General features: G+C 58.1%; 19 protein-coding genes and 1 other RNA gene. 8 read left to right on the forward strand and 12 right to left on the reverse strand.

The features are described 5' to 3' along the window. Nucleotides 1-19: 19 nt before the first annotated feature. Nucleotides 20-391 (reverse strand): helix-turn-helix domain-containing protein, encoded by a 372-nt coding sequence (locus GOW40_RS05750; RefSeq protein WP_171133526.1) that lies wholly within the window; start codon nucleotides 389-391, stop codon nucleotides 20-22. 306 nt (nucleotides 392-697) lie between these two features. Here GOW40_RS05750 and GOW40_RS05755 point away from each other — a divergent pair, with 306 nt between their 5' ends. After that, on the forward strand, nucleotides 698-1,654 hold the full coding sequence (locus GOW40_RS05755) for an NADPH:quinone oxidoreductase family protein (RefSeq protein WP_171133527.1): 957 nt from the start codon (nucleotides 698-700) through the stop codon (nucleotides 1,652-1,654). Between the two features lie 6 nt (nucleotides 1,655-1,660). Here the strand turns inward: GOW40_RS05755 and GOW40_RS05760 are convergent, their stop codons facing one another. Continuing rightward, nucleotides 1,661-2,542, reverse strand: coding sequence for a LysR family transcriptional regulator (locus tag GOW40_RS05760; RefSeq protein ID WP_171133528.1), 882 nt, complete (start codon nucleotides 2,540-2,542; stop codon nucleotides 1,661-1,663). Nucleotides 2,543-2,666: 124 nt separating this feature from the next. Here GOW40_RS05760 and GOW40_RS05765 point away from each other — a divergent pair, with 124 nt between their 5' ends. From GOW40_RS05765 to GOW40_RS05775, 3 genes are all read left to right on the forward strand, one after another. Beyond that, complete coding sequence (locus tag GOW40_RS05765; RefSeq protein WP_171133529.1) at nucleotides 2,667-2,885, forward strand: DUF1127 domain-containing protein; 219 nt, start codon at nucleotides 2,667-2,669, stop codon at nucleotides 2,883-2,885. Between the two features lie 175 nt (nucleotides 2,886-3,060). Next, nucleotides 3,061-3,837 carry a Bax inhibitor-1/YccA family protein gene (locus GOW40_RS05770; RefSeq protein ID WP_171101858.1) on the forward strand — a complete coding sequence of 259 codons (777 nt, stop codon included), beginning with the start codon at nucleotides 3,061-3,063 and terminating at the stop codon, nucleotides 3,835-3,837. A 66-nt stretch (nucleotides 3,838-3,903) separates the two neighbouring features. Further along, nucleotides 3,904-4,389: a GNAT family N-acetyltransferase gene (locus GOW40_RS05775; protein ID WP_171133530.1), complete on the forward strand. Its 486-nt coding sequence runs from the start codon at nucleotides 3,904-3,906 to the stop codon at nucleotides 4,387-4,389. Nucleotides 4,390-4,443: 54 nt separating this feature from the next. Here GOW40_RS05775 and GOW40_RS05780 read toward each other — a convergent pair whose 3' ends face one another. The 8 genes from GOW40_RS05780 to gatC all read right to left on the reverse strand — a co-directional run bounded on the left by GOW40_RS05780 (nucleotide 4,444) and on the right by gatC (nucleotide 10,074). Then, nucleotides 4,444-4,950 carry a hypothetical protein gene (locus GOW40_RS05780; RefSeq protein WP_171101856.1) on the reverse strand — a complete coding sequence of 169 codons (507 nt, stop codon included), beginning with the start codon at nucleotides 4,948-4,950 and terminating at the stop codon, nucleotides 4,444-4,446. A gap of 206 nt (nucleotides 4,951-5,156) precedes the next feature. Next, the gene (gene rpmG / locus GOW40_RS05785; protein ID WP_037309480.1) at nucleotides 5,157-5,324 is read right to left on the reverse strand and encodes a 50S ribosomal protein L33; all 168 of its coding nucleotides are present in this window, start codon (nucleotides 5,322-5,324) and stop codon (nucleotides 5,157-5,159) included. 126 nt (nucleotides 5,325-5,450) lie between these two features. Further along, a complete protein-coding gene (locus GOW40_RS05790; protein ID WP_171133531.1) occupies nucleotides 5,451-6,155 on the reverse strand; it encodes a DUF533 domain-containing protein in 705 nt (234 codons plus the stop codon). 219 nt (nucleotides 6,156-6,374) lie between these two features. After that, nucleotides 6,375-6,772: RNase P RNA component class A (rnpB, locus tag GOW40_RS05795), an RNA gene on the reverse strand. Nucleotides 6,773-6,900: 128 nt separating this feature from the next. Continuing rightward, nucleotides 6,901-7,605, reverse strand: a complete 705-nt coding sequence (locus GOW40_RS05800; protein ID WP_254444275.1) for an N-acetylmuramoyl-L-alanine amidase — start codon at nucleotides 7,603-7,605, stop codon at nucleotides 6,901-6,903. Then, the gene (locus GOW40_RS05805; protein WP_171133533.1) at nucleotides 7,556-8,254 is read right to left on the reverse strand and encodes a hypothetical protein; all 699 of its coding nucleotides are present in this window, start codon (nucleotides 8,252-8,254) and stop codon (nucleotides 7,556-7,558) included. Before GOW40_RS05805 ends, GOW40_RS05800 begins: the two co-directional genes overlap by 50 nt. 41 nt (nucleotides 8,255-8,295) lie before the next feature. After that, the gene (gatA, locus tag GOW40_RS05810; protein WP_171133534.1) at nucleotides 8,296-9,783 is read right to left on the reverse strand and encodes an Asp-tRNA(Asn)/Glu-tRNA(Gln) amidotransferase subunit GatA; all 1,488 of its coding nucleotides are present in this window, start codon (nucleotides 9,781-9,783) and stop codon (nucleotides 8,296-8,298) included. 3 nt (nucleotides 9,784-9,786) lie between these two features. Continuing rightward, on the reverse strand, nucleotides 9,787-10,074 hold the full coding sequence (gene gatC / locus GOW40_RS05815) for an Asp-tRNA(Asn)/Glu-tRNA(Gln) amidotransferase subunit GatC (protein WP_171101851.1): 288 nt from the start codon (nucleotides 10,072-10,074) through the stop codon (nucleotides 9,787-9,789). Between the two features lie 230 nt (nucleotides 10,075-10,304). Here gatC and GOW40_RS05820 point away from each other — a divergent pair, with 230 nt between their 5' ends. Continuing rightward, nucleotides 10,305-10,463 carry a hypothetical protein gene (locus GOW40_RS05820; protein WP_171133535.1) on the forward strand — a complete coding sequence of 53 codons (159 nt, stop codon included), beginning with the start codon at nucleotides 10,305-10,307 and terminating at the stop codon, nucleotides 10,461-10,463. 132 nt (nucleotides 10,464-10,595) lie between these two features. Further along, nucleotides 10,596-11,159 carry a DUF4202 domain-containing protein gene (locus GOW40_RS05825; protein ID WP_171133536.1) on the forward strand — a complete coding sequence of 188 codons (564 nt, stop codon included), beginning with the start codon at nucleotides 10,596-10,598 and terminating at the stop codon, nucleotides 11,157-11,159. On the opposite strand, the gene GOW40_RS05830 is transcribed toward GOW40_RS05825, so the two are convergent. Continuing rightward, nucleotides 11,156-11,812, reverse strand: a complete 657-nt coding sequence (locus tag GOW40_RS05830; protein WP_171101848.1) for a ceramidase domain-containing protein — start codon at nucleotides 11,810-11,812, stop codon at nucleotides 11,156-11,158. The genes GOW40_RS05825 and GOW40_RS05830 overlap by 4 nt on opposite strands. A 57-nt stretch (nucleotides 11,813-11,869) precedes the next feature. On the opposite strand from GOW40_RS05830, the gene GOW40_RS05835 reads away from it, so the two are divergent. Next, the gene (locus tag GOW40_RS05835) at nucleotides 11,870-12,562 is read left to right on the forward strand and encodes a metal-dependent hydrolase (RefSeq protein WP_171133537.1); all 693 of its coding nucleotides are present in this window, start codon (nucleotides 11,870-11,872) and stop codon (nucleotides 12,560-12,562) included. Between the two features lie 10 nt (nucleotides 12,563-12,572). Here GOW40_RS05835 and GOW40_RS05840 read toward each other — a convergent pair whose 3' ends face one another. Next, entirely contained in the window at nucleotides 12,573-13,034 is a 462-nt protein-coding gene (locus GOW40_RS05840) for a nucleoside deaminase (RefSeq protein WP_171133538.1), read from the reverse strand. On the opposite strand from GOW40_RS05840, the gene GOW40_RS05845 reads away from it, so the two are divergent. Then, nucleotides 13,033-13,911 carry a pseudouridine synthase gene (locus tag GOW40_RS05845; RefSeq protein WP_171133539.1) on the forward strand — a complete coding sequence of 293 codons (879 nt, stop codon included), beginning with the start codon at nucleotides 13,033-13,035 and terminating at the stop codon, nucleotides 13,909-13,911. The genes GOW40_RS05840 and GOW40_RS05845 overlap by 2 nt on opposite strands. The last annotated feature ends 11 nt before the right edge of the window (nucleotides 13,912-13,922 follow it).

Raw genomic sequence — 13,922 nt, forward strand, 5'->3', positions numbered from 1 at the left:
ACGGCGTAGATCAAAAGGATCAGGCGACGTCGCTCAGCACCCGCGCAAGTTCAAACAGACGACGGCGCTGGTTTTCTGGGATCGAATAATAGGACCTCACCAGATCAAGTGCCTCTTTGTCACCCATCAAATCTGCTGGAACAGACTTCTTGGGCGAATCATCTTTGGCGGATTCTTCAAGCCCTTCAAAGAAGAAGCTGACCGGGACATCCAAAGCTTCGGCAATATCCCACAGGCGCGATGCGCTTATCCGGTTGGCCCCGGTTTCATATTTCTGGATCTGCTGAAACTTAATACCAACTTGCTGCGCCAACTGTTGTTGGGTCATGCCAATCAGCCAGCGGCGATGCCGGACGCGTTTGCCCACATGGACATCAACGTGATGGGTCATTGGTATTCTCCTTTGTTACTCAAACAACCGCACGGCAAACACGACAGAGCCCCCTCCTGCAAAACATGCAGGCGACCGCTTAAGAACGTCCAAACCCGGAACGTACCCCCCCGTTCGGCACCACGCTACAATATTGCCGAATTCTGAATATTTTTCAAGAAGGTTGAGTCGCAATCACAGAATAGTTGTTTGCGGTTGTACCTTGCGAAAGCTGCCTCAGATCGCCGCTTGCGCACCAAGGAAGGAGTTGAGGGAATTGACATTTGCACGCGGTCATCTGCCTATACGCGCAACCGGAGGAGCACGATGCAGGCATATCGGATCAGCGCGCAGGGTGAGACGCCAACTCTAAGCACCCTAGCGACACCCAGCCCGAAACACGGACAGGTGCGGGTTGAGATCAAAGCCTGCGGGCTGAATTTCGCAGATTTGCTGATGCAGAAGGGAACCTACCAGGACACGCCACCTGCACCCTTCACACTGGGCATGGAGATTTCGGGTGTGGTGGATGAGGTTGGCTTTGGGGTTGAGCATCTCAGCGTTGGTGACCGGGTCGCTGTGTTTTCCGGTCAGGGCGGGCTTGCCGAGTTTGGGGTTTTTGATGTCGACAGGGTCACGCGCATCCCCGATTCGATGAGTTTCGAGGACGCTGCAGCCATCCAGATCGCTTATGGCACCGGTCACATTGCTTTGCATCACCGTGCGCGATTGCAACCGGGTGAGACCTTGTTGGTCACCGGCGCTTCGGGCGGTGTCGGATTGACCGCCGTCGAGATCGGCAAGCTGATGGGGGCCACGGTGATCGCTCAGGCACGCGGGGACGAGAAACTTGCCATAGCCCAACAGGCCGGTGCAGATCACTTGATTGACGCCGATGAGGACTTGCGCGAACGCGTCCTGGCGCTGGGGGGCGCAGATGTGGTCTATGACGCGATCGGCGGCGATGTGTTCAAAGCAGCGTTTCGGGCGACCAACTCAGAAGGTCGCCTTTTGCCGATTGGGTTTGCCGGTGGCGCGGTGCCGCAGATTCCGGCCAATCACTTGCTGGTTAAGAACCTCTCGGTCATCGGGGTCTATTTTGGCGGCTATCTGAAATTCCGCCCGCAGATCATTCAAGACAGCCTGGCCACCCTGTTTCGCTGGCATAGCGAGGGGAAGATCAAACCCCATATCAGCCATGTCCTGCCCCTGTCAGAGGTAGCGCAGGGCCTGCAATTGCTGGCCGAACGCAAATCGACAGGCAAAGTTGTCATCACTCCCTGACCAGCATCACCCAACGACGGCGCGCAACAGAGTCCCTCCCAGCATCCGAAAGTTCTGACGCACCAGAGCGGCCAAAGCATCGACAACCGCGCCACGCTTGTTCTCACCACCATAGAGGTTGATCTTGTGGGCGGGCAGATCCGGCAGGATCCCACCCGAGTCGATCTGCTCCAAATGGGCAGCCTCGGTCCCGTCAAGCATCGCATGGACCGCAAGATCGGCTGCAACGGTCGCTTCAATAGTGCGGTCGTTTTCGGTTTCGACTGACAGTTCCCACGATATGCCTGCCTCATCCAAGGCAGCAATTACCTGTGGCCGGAACAAACAGCGGCGCCCCAGAGCCAGCGGGATCGGGCGCTTGCGCCACGCAGTTCCGCCCGGAGCACCAATCCATCGCAACGGCAGTTCGGCAACGGTTTCCGCACCATCTGCGGACGTTGGCTCGGTGGTCAGGATCAAGTCACATTCACCGCGATTGAACATGTCTTTCAGTTGCAAAGAATAAGACGAGACCAGTTGCACCCGAACCCGCGGAAAGTCTGCGTTGAAACGTTGAAGCACGCGGGGGATTGCTGGGTAAACAATATCATGCGGCACCCCCAGCACCACCTCACCTTCAAAGGCCTGGTCTGTCAGCTTTGAGATGACCTCATCGTTCAAGGCGACCATACGGCGCGCATAGGCCAGCAGTTGGTCGCCTGATGCGGTCAGAGCAATTGTACGTCCACTGCGGTCCAAAAGCTCAAGCCCCAACAGTTCTTCCAGACGTTTCAACTGCATCGAAACTGCCGATTGTGTGAGGTGCAGAAACCCGGCGGCGCGCGTCACACCGCCATGATCGGCCACGGCAACGAATGAGCGCAAGGTGGTGATATCCAGATTTCTCATTTCACAATCCTTTATGGGTCACATCAAAAACATTCGTTTTCAATATATCACAGATCACCGCATATACATCAATAGGTTTGATTTAAATCGGTGAAAATATCACAAGGACGAAAGGAAGCAGACCATGACACAACTTACGCTTTCAAAAGCCGTTCGCGCGCGCCGTGTATGGACGTTGCAGAGCCTCTGGAGCCTGCTGAGCCTTGCCCGGCAACGACGCGCCCTTGCGCATTTGGATGAACACGCGCTCGAAGATATTGGCGTGACGCGCGATGAAGCCTGCAAAGAGGCGAAACGTCCCATCTGGGATGTGCCGGATAACTGGCTCAAAGAGCTGTATTAATCAGCGTATCGAAACAGTCTTGTGGCAGCCGGAACGCTGCCACCGGATTTCTCCACCATTTCAGTAAGAATTAAACCTAAAACCCTTGAAACATGTATCCTACTCTCCGATATTTATCGAGAAACCTGGTCGCACAAGCGGGCGGGGCTGGAACAATTTGAAGGGAGACCCTTTTATGGCACAATTCGACACGATCCGGACGGCGGCCGGCGCGCGCGCTGCCGAGATTGATGAGGGCCTGCGCGCCCATATGAACAAAGTCTACGGCACGATGTCCGTGGGCATGCTGATCACATTTGCAGCGGCCTGGGCCATTGCCGGATTGTCGACAACGACCGACCCGTCGGCGGCGGCTGCTCAGTTGAACGCAAATACCTATCTGACATCGTTTGGATACAGCCTGTTCGCGTCGCCCCTGAAGTGGGTCATCATGTTCGCCCCGCTGCTGTTTGTCTTTGGCTTTAGCGCCAGCATCAACCGCCTGTCGGCTGCCGCCGCACAGCTGGTGTTCTATGTGTTCGCTGCCGTTATGGGTGTGTCGATCAGCTGGATCTTCCTCGTCTTCACAGGTCAGTCGATCATTCAGGTCTTCCTGATCACTTCGATCGCTTTTGCCGGCCTTTCGCTTTACGGCTACACGACCAAGAAAGACCTGTCGGCGATGGGAACTTTCCTGATCATGGGTGTGATCGGCCTGCTTGTCGCCATGGTGGTCAACATCTTCCTGGCGTCGTCGGCTCTGGCCTTCGCTATCTCGGTGATCGGTGTTCTGATCTTTGCGGGCCTCACAGCCTATGACACCCAGAACATCAAGACCACATACCTGCAAATGGCCCATTCGGGCGATCAGGAATGGCTGGGCAAAGCCGCCATCATGGGCGCGCTGAGCTTGTATCTGGACTTTATCAACATGTTCATGTTCCTGCTGCAGCTCTTCGGCAACCGCGAATAACGCGGCTTACTTTCCAAGACAAAGGGCGGGTCCGAATAGACCCGCCCTTTTTTTGCGAGACGCTATATGCCCGTCCGACGGTTACTCCCCGCCCAAGCCCATCGCTTGCTGCCTTTGTTGCATCAGGTTCATGATCTGCATCTGGCACATCAGCCTGCGCGTTATGCCAAACTGCCCGGTGATCGGCAGATGGCGGCCCACATGCAAACTTGGCTGTCGATGCCTGATGTGTACGCTTTGGGCTATCTGCAAGCTGGTGATCTGTTGGGCTATGTCGTCTACGAGATCGAACACCGCCCTGCGACCCCGTTCCGTACTGCCGAGGCGCGCGCCATGGTGCATCAGATCTGCGTCGATGCCGCGCACCGCAGGAAAGGCATTGGCCTGGCGCTGATGAATGCAACCCGGTCAAGAGCGCGCGCTGCAGGCGTACAGGTTCTTGCCACAACTTTCGCCACCTTCAACACAGCCTCGGCGCAACTCATGTCTCGTGCGGGCTTGCAACCAGTTATGTATTTTGCAGAGTGGCGCGCAGACGACTACCTGAAATGACAAAGGCCCGCGATATCGCGCGGGCCTGTGCTTCAAATCTCGGGTGCAGCCTTATCAGCTGCAGTTCAGCGGCACAGCAAAGCCCGAGCTGCGCGACGATGATCCTTTGCGGAACACGTCACCTGCGGGCAGACAACCGGTGAATTGCTCGGTCAAATTGCCAAAGTTCGAACCGACTGTGTTGTCAACTTTGACGCTGTTGTTGCTGGTCCTGACCACACCAAACAATGTCCCGTTCACACTTACCGTGCTCAGGAAAAGCGGTGTGCTGCTGCCAACCAGCTCGACCGCATCACCTGGGGTACGACCGCCATTGTCGATCGCAACGCCAGCGACCTTGACCATTTCGGTCTGGTCAGAGCTTACCGCGACGGTCGGCAATTCTGCCAATTCGGCGGGAACGTTGGTTGCGGGTGGCACAAAGGCTGCGGCGCCTTCGACATCCGAGATTGTGCGCGGCTCACCATCAATGCCGGTAAAACCAACACCTTCACGATTAAAGGGGTCTTCGCAGGCTGCGAGGGTCGCAACGGCGAGTACGGGGATCAAGAGTTTTTTCATGACGCTCAACATTTTGGAACGATTGGGCCGACCGTAAAGTCACGATGCGTCAAAAAGCAAGCCACTGCGCAAAAGAATGATTCCACCCCTGATGCGCCTCTGCAACGGCCCCAGTTCAGCAAGACCGGTCAAAAGGTCGACCTGATGCAACAAAAAACCCGGCTTTTCAGCCGGGCTTTGTACATTCGTCCAAGCGGACAGGCAGATTACTTGATCTTGCCTTCCTTGTACTCGACATGTTTCCGAACAACCGGATCGTATTTACGAATGGTCATTTTCTCGGTCATGGTGCGCGCGTTTTTCTTGGTCACGTAGAAGTGGCCCGTGCCCGCGGTCGAGTTCAGACGGATCTTGATGGTCGTCGGCTTCGCCATGATTATCTCCTGCGTCCGAAAAGGCAGGGGCCTTTCGGTTGAATTCCTATGAGCGTGCGCTTTTACGCCCTGCGCCAGCCATGTCAAGGACATTCGCGCCTGTCAGACGTACAATGGCGTGCCAGGCTAATCCTTGAGGTTTGGCACCCCCATATAGGTGTGAATCTGGTCTCGATCGATCTTGGATAATCCCAACGCGGTGGCAAGCTGCCGCAGATAAGCTGCCTCTTGTGCGTTATCCAGACGAATCGCTGCCAGCGAAGTCGCATAGATCTGGGTCCGCATCGGAGCCGCGGTATCTGCCGCCAGCCCCATCACATCAATCGGGCCGTTCAATTGCTCTTGTACAAAAGCGCGCTCTTCTGCGCTGATGTCATCGCCGAGCTCTCCGAGGATGGTTTCCTTTTCCTGCGCGTCCAGCTCGCCGTCTGATTTGGCCGCCTGAATCATCGCCCTGAGCATCAGTTTGGCTTGCTCCTCCATCGCGGCGCCAGCAGGGGTGCCACGCATAACCGTGTCCATCATCTCGGCGCTATGCTGCCCGCCAGTACGCGCTGCACCCTGGATCGCATTCATCAGACCGCCCAAGCCAGCTGCGCCTGCGGCATTGGTCATGCCCATGTTGCCAAGCATGTCCTGCAGGCCCGAGGCCCCGCCGGGCATGCCAAACTGTTCGGCCATCTTACCGAGTTGTTCGATGCCGAAACCACCACCGGCGCCCTGCATCATGTCCTGCAGACCGGCCATTCCGCCCATTTGCTTGTATTTCTCCAAACCCTTGGCAGCCGCAAATCCGACTGCGACCGAGGCCAGTGCTTTCATAAAGCTCATTGTGTTCCTCCCTCTTTTGTCTGCATCCGCTTGGTCACGCCAATCGTGCGTCCCCAGTATGCAGCGAATAAAACGGGTGTCAGCGCCCTGCACCTTGTCTGTGCCAAGATGTATACCAGTTTCCCGCATTTTTCGAACAGTCCACAGAAGGCAGAGCAAGATTCAAGATCTGATCAATCAGCGACCGGGCGTCGCCTGTGTGGAAGCCATCGGGACATGACGCGCGGAGGGCCTGTAAGCCGGATCCTGTTCAGGGGTTGCCCCCTTTGATGACCATTCCTCTAGGCCGCACATTGCTGCGCGGCTCAAGCTGCCAACCCGGTCCCTCTCGGCCAAGGCGTGCCTAGCGGCGGTATCGGCAGGCGCCGACCGGCCCGCGCGGGGACCCTATTAGGCATTGCTCCTGGTGGGGCTTGCCGTGCCACCCCTGTTGCCAGGAGCGCGGTGGGCTCTTACCCCACCGTTTCACCCTTACCCATGGCCAAGGCCAAAGGCGGTTTGATTTCTGTGGCGCTTTCCGTCGGGTTTCCCCGCCCGGGCGTTACCCGGCACCATTGCCTTGTGGAGTCCGGACTTTCCTCTCGGGCGGATGCCCCAGCGGCCATCCGGCCCTCCGCGCAGAGGCGGGGTATGCGCTACGCCCAGCGACGTCAAGAGCGGCTGGGGTGCGAAGGGGCCAGCCCCTTCTTGGCCTGCGGCCAATTCAACCCCGAGGTATTTCTAAACAGAAGAAGAGGGATCAGGCTTAAGATCTCAGTACCGAGAAGTCTTTGGCGCAGAGCGGGCCCTTGGCCCAGGGTCGGTATCGCAGGCGCACCGCGTCGAGCAGGGTCTGGTCGTCTGTGGGCGCGGAAAAACCCGCGGCTTTGGCGCACCGACGAAACTCTTCCTGCGTAAAGGGTTCGAGCGGGGCATTGGTCGCGCGCGGTTCGGCCAGGTGTTGGCGTTCCAGCCGCAGCCAGTCGAATTTTGGGCCCGGGTCGGTCTTGCGACCGGGGGCCATGTCCGAGTGACCTATGACGCCTGAGGGTGGGATGGACCAGCGAGTCATGATCTGGCGCAGAAGGTCTTCTAGCTTACTCATCTGGGGCTCAGAAAAGGGCTGCGCGCCGCTATTGTCCAACTCGATCCCGACGGAGCGGGAATTGATGTCGCTTTGACCCTGCCATTCCCCTGCCCCGGCATGCCAGGCGCGGTCCTTTTCTTCGACCATCTGCCACAAAGCACCATCTGCTCCGATCAGATAATGCGCCGAGACTTCGTGCTCTGGGTCGCAAAGCCGATCCAGCGCGGCATTGGCGCTGTCCATCGCGGTATAGTGCAGAACAATCAAAGTGGGCGTCAGCCCATCCCGGCGCGGGCCGAAATTTGGAGACGGGTGCCAGATAGGCGTCAGGGGATCAGTTGTTGACGGCACTGCGGAACGGTGTCGGGTCCCAACCGCAGGCATAGCCGTCACCATCGGGATCAAGCCCCTTGCGGTCTCGCTGTGGGCCGCCGCTGGACAAAAACTCGATCTGCGCCTGATCGGCGGATGGGAAACGCGCGCAGTTTCGTTGGGCCTTGGCCTGCAGGTTAAAGCCCGCGCGACTGTAAAGCTGTGTACCCACCGGGTTCGAAGTGCTGAGCGCGTATTGTACGATATTGGGCTGCCCGTCGGATCCGCGTTCGGGCACCGCCGTGGGAGCGACGACCTCGTAGGTTTGGCGGTTCTGTTCGATACGGGCGGCGTCAGTTTCGATGCTGCGGCGGTTGGACACGGCCTCGAAATCCTGCTCATCCGAAATACCGGGATTGCTTACCGGAGCCGCAGGAACAGGTTGCCCCGAGGTATTGGCCAGGGCCAAAGCCGTCTGGTTGGCAATATCTTCAGCACTTGAGCCACCCTGCAGAGGTGTGACGGTGCCCTGCGCTGAGAGAGGCTGTTGCGAAACCGGCACCGGAGGGTCCAGCGGGTTGCCCGCAAGCCCTTGGCCCGACAGCTGCGCCTCGCGCTGAGCTTGATACTCTGGGGTATTGAACCCGGTGCTGGCCACCGGGGCCACTGTGTTACATGCCGCGACCGCTCCAAAAGCGGGGATCAAGATCCATCTGCGCATATGGCTGCTCCGACTTGTAATAGTTTGCCTGTGTGACAGGCTTACCACCATTTCCCGGGCTTGGCCACAAAACCGGCTGCGTCTTCCAGCGCATAAGCGGTGTTGAGCAGATCGCCCTCTTCCCACGGGCGGCCGATCAGTTGCAGCCCCAGGGGCAGCCCTTGTCCGTCAAGCCCGGCAGGCACGGATATGCCCGGCAGACCGGCCAGGTTCACTGTGACGGTGAAGACGTCGTTCAAATACATTTGAACGGGGTCGGCATCGGTCATTTCACCCAGTCCAAAGGACGCCGAGGGCGTGGCGGGGGTCAGGATTGCATCGACGCCTGCGGCGAAGACATCTTCGAAGTCTTTCTTGATCAGCGTCCGCACCCGACGTGCACGGTTGTAATAGGCGTCGTAGAAGCCCGCCGACAGCACGTAGGTGCCGATCATTACGCGGCGCTGGACTTCGGGGCCAAAGCCTTCGGCACGGGTCTTCTCGTACATCTCGGTGATGCCGTCGCCCTGCGCCAGCTGCGCGCGGCGGCCATAGCGGACACCGTCGTAGCGAGCCAGATTCGAAGATGCCTCGGCAGGCGCGATCACATAATAGGCGGGCAGCGCGTATTTCGTGTGCGGTAGCGAGATATCGACGATTTCGGCACCAGCAGCTTTCAGCATCTCGGCGCCATCAGCCCAGAGCTTTTCGATCTCGGCGGGCATACCGTCCATGCGGTATTCTTTCGGGATACCGATCTTTTTGCCTTTGATATCGCCGGTCAGCATCGCCTCGAAATCCGGAACAGCGAGTTCGGCACTTGTCGAGTCTTTAGGATCGTGACCGCACATCGTTTCCAGCATGATCGCGGCATCGCGGACGCTTTTGGTCATCGGTCCAGCCTGATCCAGCGAGGACGCAAAGGCCACGATGCCCCAGCGCGAGCAACGGCCATAGGTCGGTTTGATACCCGTGATGCCTACAAAAGCTGCAGGCTGACGGATCGAGCCCCCGGTGTCTGTACCCGTCGCTGCCAGGCACAAATCGGCGGCCACTGCCGAAGCCGACCCACCCGACGAACCACCGGGTGTAAGCTGAGCATCGTCATTGCCGCGCCGCCAGGGGCTGACAGCGTTGCCGTAAACAGAGGTCTCATTGGACGAGCCCATAGCGAATTCGTCCATGTTCAGTTTGCCCAGCATTACGGCACCGGCATCGGCCAATTGCTGCGAGACTGTGGATTCGTATTCAGGCTTGAATCCGTCCAGAATTTTTGACGCCGCCTGCGAAGGCACGCCTTTGGTGCAGAACAGATCTTTGATGCCGATGGGCAATCCGCACATGGATGGCGCATCGCCTGTCTTGATGCGATCGTCTGCCGCCTTGGCGCGCTCCAGCGCAATCTCAGGGGTTTTGTGGACAAACGCATTCAGCGCGTCCGCGTCATCAATGGCCTTCAGGCACGCTTCGGTCAGTTCGACCGAGGTCACATCACCGGCGCGCAATGCGTCACGGGCTTCGGCCAGGCCCAGTTTGTTCAACTCGCTCATGACTTACTCCACCACTTTGGGGACAGCGAAAAACCCTTCGCGGGCATCTGGCGCATTTGACAGGATCTTGTCCTGTTGGTTGCCGTCGGTCACCTCGTCCTGACGACGTTTCAGCCGCATCGGCGTCACCGAAACCATCGGTTCGACGCCGTCGACATCCACCTCATTCAGTTGCTCGATGAATCCAAGGATCGTATTGAATTCTGATGCCAGCGCAGGCAGCGCGTCATCTTCAACCTTGATGCGGGCCAGTTTGGCCACTTTGGCGGCAGTACTTTGGTCAATCGACATCGGTTTCCCTCATAAGCGTTAGGGGGCGTTTACCCGTCTGCCGCAACAGCCGCAAGACTGCTGAGCAACACTCTTGATTTGAGGCATTAGTCAAGGTCTCGGCCTTGCACAACTTGCTGCCAAATACGAATTTGAAAAAATAAACCGATTAGTTCACTTTTGCTCTTGAAAAAGTGAACTGTACTGTTCATTTCATTTTCAGAGAGACCCTTTCAGTCATGGAGACGAACATGAAACCGCTTGTGATCGCACTTGTCCTATCCACTGCCTTCCTTTCCTTCCCAGCGGTAGCGCAGAACATTGACGCCTCGAACGTGACCCGCAGCCTGTCCTTCCCCGACCCCGCTCCAAAACCGGAGCCAGAGGACAAATCGCAGATCAAAAAATGAGCGCGTCCGATTGCCGGGCATTCCCCCTCTGCCCGGCAATCGTTTTTCGGGGCTGCACCCGCCGCCACTTGCCGCTAGCATGACAGAGAAGTCCCCCGTGTATCGTTTGCGGGATCGGCAACGGAGCGAAACATGAGCACACCCAAACAGGCGGTTCTTGACGCCATTGACGCAGCCAACTCTCAAGACCCAAACCAAGAAGACGGCCAACCTGTCGAACTGTTATATGGGCAGCGCATGAGCGCAGAACTGGATCGATTGTTTCCACAAGCCTCTGATGCTTTGCAGATCGCGGCGCGCGGACAACATGTTGAACGCTGGAAACTCAAACGCTCAGAATACCCCGAGGGCCGCGCTGGTTACCTGGCCTGGCGCAAGGCTCAGGGGGTTCATCACGCCGATGTTGTCATGGGGTTCATGTCGCAAGCGGGATTTGACAGCGCCGAGGTTGAAACCGTTGGCAGCATGTTGCGGAAAGAGGGCATCAAGCGAAACGCAGACGTGCAGGCACTGGAAGATGTGATCTGTTTCGTTTTCCTGAAATGGTATTTCGAACCCTTCGCCGCCAAGCATTCTGACGAGAAAGTACAAAGCATCGTGGAAAAGACCGCGCGCAAGATGTCCGCCGAAGGGCGCGCGCGGGTCTTGCAAGAGTTCTCGCCACCAGAACCGCTGGCCGCTGCGTTCGACAGCTAGGGTTCTGCGCGCGCAGAACGCCCGCGCAAATACACTTCGATCATCCAGCCCAGCATGATGGCATTCAGAATGTGCCACATGAAATGCGTGCCCAGAGGGAACTGGTTGCAAACGTGTAGATCAAGCGCGCGGAAGGTGATCGAGGCGATCAGGATACAGGCGCCGATGGTCAATCCTTGCGCCAGGCGTGGCGTCCGGTGGCGCAGAAGGACGGCATAGATCAAGATGAGCAGCGGCACCGGCGCATAGCCAGCCGAGCTGCCCAGACCCGGAATGAACTGGAACAAAGGGACTGTGGCTGCAGCATAGGGGATGAACAGTGCGGTCAGACCCAAAGCGGGCCAAACCCCCATCCCCCAAATGTCGCGATTGATGGCGTAGATATAGACCAGAATAAACATCAGGATTGGTGTCGTATCCGCGATGGCCGCCCAAACCTGCGCATGGGTGTGGAACAGATAGCTGCCGATCCCAATGGCCGCCAATATCGCAACAAGCCCCATCGCCAGCGGAGCATCCTTGCCGCGCGCACGGCCAAACATGATCAGCGCCGCCACCAGAAACGCAGCATTTGTCACTGCATTCACCGGCTCGGACCAGTAATCGGGAGACAGCCTCTCGCAATACCCGTCGATATGTCGTGCCCATTCCATAGATTTTTACATAGCGGATGCTAGGCTGGGTCCAAGTGATTTGTTGGAGGTGGAACTATGAATATCATTTGGCTGGGACACGGGAGTTTTCGCATTGAAACAGAAGGGCAAATCCTGCTGATCGATCCATGGCTGACGGGCAATCCTGTTCTACCGGAAACCAGCCATGACACGGCGGTTGAAGGGGCGACGCATATCCTGCTGACCCACACGCATTTCGACCATGTGGTCGATGTGTTGCCTCTGGCCAAACATCTGAAGATCCCCGTTGTCGGGCAATATGACCTGATGGGCTATTGGGCCGAGGCCGAAGGGATCGAGACCATCGGCTTCAACAAGGGTGGAACGGTCAACCTGAACGGGGTGATGGTCAGCATGGTCCCGGCCTCGCACAGCTCGACATTTTCAACGCCCGACGGGCTGCGCACGGGGGGGACCGAAGTAGGTTTCATGATCCGCACCGAGGGGCACACAGTCTATGTTTCGGGCGACACTGACATCATGGCGGATATGGACTGGATGGGAGACTATTACAAACCCGATATCGGCATCCTGTCAGCGGGTGGTCACTTTACCATGGACATGAAAGGCGCGGCATATGCGGCCAAGCGGTATTTCAACTTCAAAACGGTGATCCCCTGTCACTACAAAACCTTCCCGATCCTCGAACAATCCGCGCACGAGCTGACAGATGCCTTGCCGGGGGTCGATGTCATTGAACCTGAGGTGATGCAGACGATCACGCTTTGACCGATAGCTTTCAGTCAGCGGCAGGCCTGCGCGCGGCAAAGAAGTCGCGCAACAGTTCTGCCGCCTCTTCGCCCGCGATCCCGTCATAAATTTCCGGGACATGATGCGCCTGGGGATGAGAAAACACCCGCGCGCCATGGGCCACACCACCGGATTTGGGATCAGACGCACCGTAGTAAATCCGCCGGATCCGCGCGGCGGCCAGGGCCGCTGCGCACATCGCGCAAGGTTCCAGCGTGACATAGAGGTCGTGATCCACCAAACGCTCGGACCCGGCCGCCGCACAAGCCGCGCGCAAGGCCAAAATCTCGGCATGGGCCGTTGGGTCCGACAACTCGCGCGTGCGGTTGCCCGCTGCGGCCACCACCTGCCCGTCCGGTGCCACGATGACCGCGCCCACCGGAACCTCGCCGCGCGCACCAGCGGCGCGGGCCTCGGCCAGGGCCACATGCATATGCGATTTGAAACTCATGCCTTTGACTGCATCAGAAACCTGTCTTTCGCAAGCCGTGCGGATGCGCTATGGCCACGGGATGACCAATACCCCTCCTCCCAGCGACCGGATCGCCAAAGTGCTGGCACGTGCCGGTGTCGCCTCGCGTCGCGAAGCTGAACGCATGATCGAAGCTGGTCGTGTGACGGTGAATGGCAAAGCCATCAGCAGCCCCGCACTGAATGTCACCACCAAAGACAAGATCACCGTCGACGGCAAACCTGTGTCCGAGCCTGAACCATCGCGGCTGTGGCTCTATCACAAACCCTCGGGTCTGGTGACAACCGCGCGCGATGAAAAAGGGCGCGAGACGATTTTTGACAAACTGCCCGAGGACATGCCCCGCGTCATGAGCGTTGGGCGGCTGGACCTGAATTCGGAAGGCCTGTTGTTGCTGACCAATGATGGCGGCATCAAACGCAAGCTGGAATTGCCCGCCACAGGCTGGCTGCGCAAATACCGGGTGCGGGTGAACGGACGCCCCAAGGATGAAGATTTCGAGCCCCTGCGCAAAGGTCTTGTGATCGAGGGCGAGCGGTTTCAACCCATGACCGTCACGCTGGACCGCCAGCAAGGTGCAAACGCATGGCTGACCATTGGCCTGCGCGAAGGCAAAAACCGCGAGATCCGGCGCGCAGTTGAAGATATCGGCTTTGTGGTCAACAGGTTGCTGCGTGTGTCCTATGGCCCGTTCCAACTGGGCAACCTGAAACCGGGTGAAGTTGAAGAAATCCGGCGCAAGGTTTTGCGCGACCAGCTTGGCCTGGATGGCAATACCGATCCCCAAAACAAACCCAAGCGCCCCGCCCGACCGCAACGCAAACGGACGCAAATCGGCAAGAAACCTCGCAGTTGAGGTCAGTTTTC

The organism is Ruegeria sp. HKCCA6707 (assembly GCF_013033515.1).
Taxonomy (GTDB): domain Bacteria; phylum Pseudomonadota; class Alphaproteobacteria; order Rhodobacterales; family Rhodobacteraceae; genus Ruegeria.

Bases quoted from the DNA above. Each gene is read 5' to 3' on its own strand.
- GOW40_RS05830 (WP_171101848.1), bottom strand. From the start codon at position 11,812: ATGGAATGGGCACGACATATCGACGGGTATTGCGAGAGGCTGTCTCCC.
- GOW40_RS05820 (WP_171133535.1), top strand. From the start codon at position 10,305: ATGAAACCGCTTGTGATCGCACTTGTCCTATCCACTGCCTTCCTTTCC.
- rpmG (WP_037309480.1), bottom strand. From the start codon at position 5,324: ATGGCGAAGCCGACGACCATCAAGATCCGTCTGAACTCGACCGCGGGC.
- GOW40_RS05770 (WP_171101858.1), top strand. From the start codon at position 3,061: ATGGCACAATTCGACACGATCCGGACGGCGGCCGGCGCGCGCGCTGCC.
- GOW40_RS05780 (WP_171101856.1), bottom strand. From the start codon at position 4,950: ATGAAAAAACTCTTGATCCCCGTACTCGCCGTTGCGACCCTCGCAGCC.
- GOW40_RS05800 (WP_254444275.1), bottom strand. From the start codon at position 7,605: ATGCCTGCGGTTGGGACCCGACACCGTTCCGCAGTGCCGTCAACAACT.
- GOW40_RS05775 (WP_171133530.1), top strand. From the start codon at position 3,904: ATGCCCGTCCGACGGTTACTCCCCGCCCAAGCCCATCGCTTGCTGCCT.
- GOW40_RS05750 (WP_171133526.1), bottom strand. From the start codon at position 391: ATGACCCATCACGTTGATGTCCATGTGGGCAAACGCGTCCGGCATCGC.
- GOW40_RS05790 (WP_171133531.1), bottom strand. From the start codon at position 6,155: ATGAGCTTTATGAAAGCACTGGCCTCGGTCGCAGTCGGATTTGCGGCT.
- GOW40_RS05760 (WP_171133528.1), bottom strand. From the start codon at position 2,542: ATGAGAAATCTGGATATCACCACCTTGCGCTCATTCGTTGCCGTGGCC.
- GOW40_RS05805 (WP_171133533.1), bottom strand. From the start codon at position 8,254: ATGCGCAGATGGATCTTGATCCCCGCTTTTGGAGCGGTCGCGGCATGT.
- GOW40_RS05825 (WP_171133536.1), top strand. From the start codon at position 10,596: ATGAGCACACCCAAACAGGCGGTTCTTGACGCCATTGACGCAGCCAAC.
- GOW40_RS05840 (WP_171133538.1), bottom strand. From the start codon at position 13,034: ATGAGTTTCAAATCGCATATGCATGTGGCCCTGGCCGAGGCCCGCGCC.
- gatA (WP_171133534.1), bottom strand. From the start codon at position 9,783: ATGAGCGAGTTGAACAAACTGGGCCTGGCCGAAGCCCGTGACGCATTG.
- gatC (WP_171101851.1), bottom strand. From the start codon at position 10,074: ATGTCGATTGACCAAAGTACTGCCGCCAAAGTGGCCAAACTGGCCCGC.
- GOW40_RS05845 (WP_171133539.1), top strand. From the start codon at position 13,033: ATGCCTTTGACTGCATCAGAAACCTGTCTTTCGCAAGCCGTGCGGATG.
- GOW40_RS05765 (WP_171133529.1), top strand. From the start codon at position 2,667: ATGACACAACTTACGCTTTCAAAAGCCGTTCGCGCGCGCCGTGTATGG.
- GOW40_RS05835 (WP_171133537.1), top strand. From the start codon at position 11,870: ATGAATATCATTTGGCTGGGACACGGGAGTTTTCGCATTGAAACAGAA.
- GOW40_RS05755 (WP_171133527.1), top strand. From the start codon at position 698: ATGCAGGCATATCGGATCAGCGCGCAGGGTGAGACGCCAACTCTAAGC.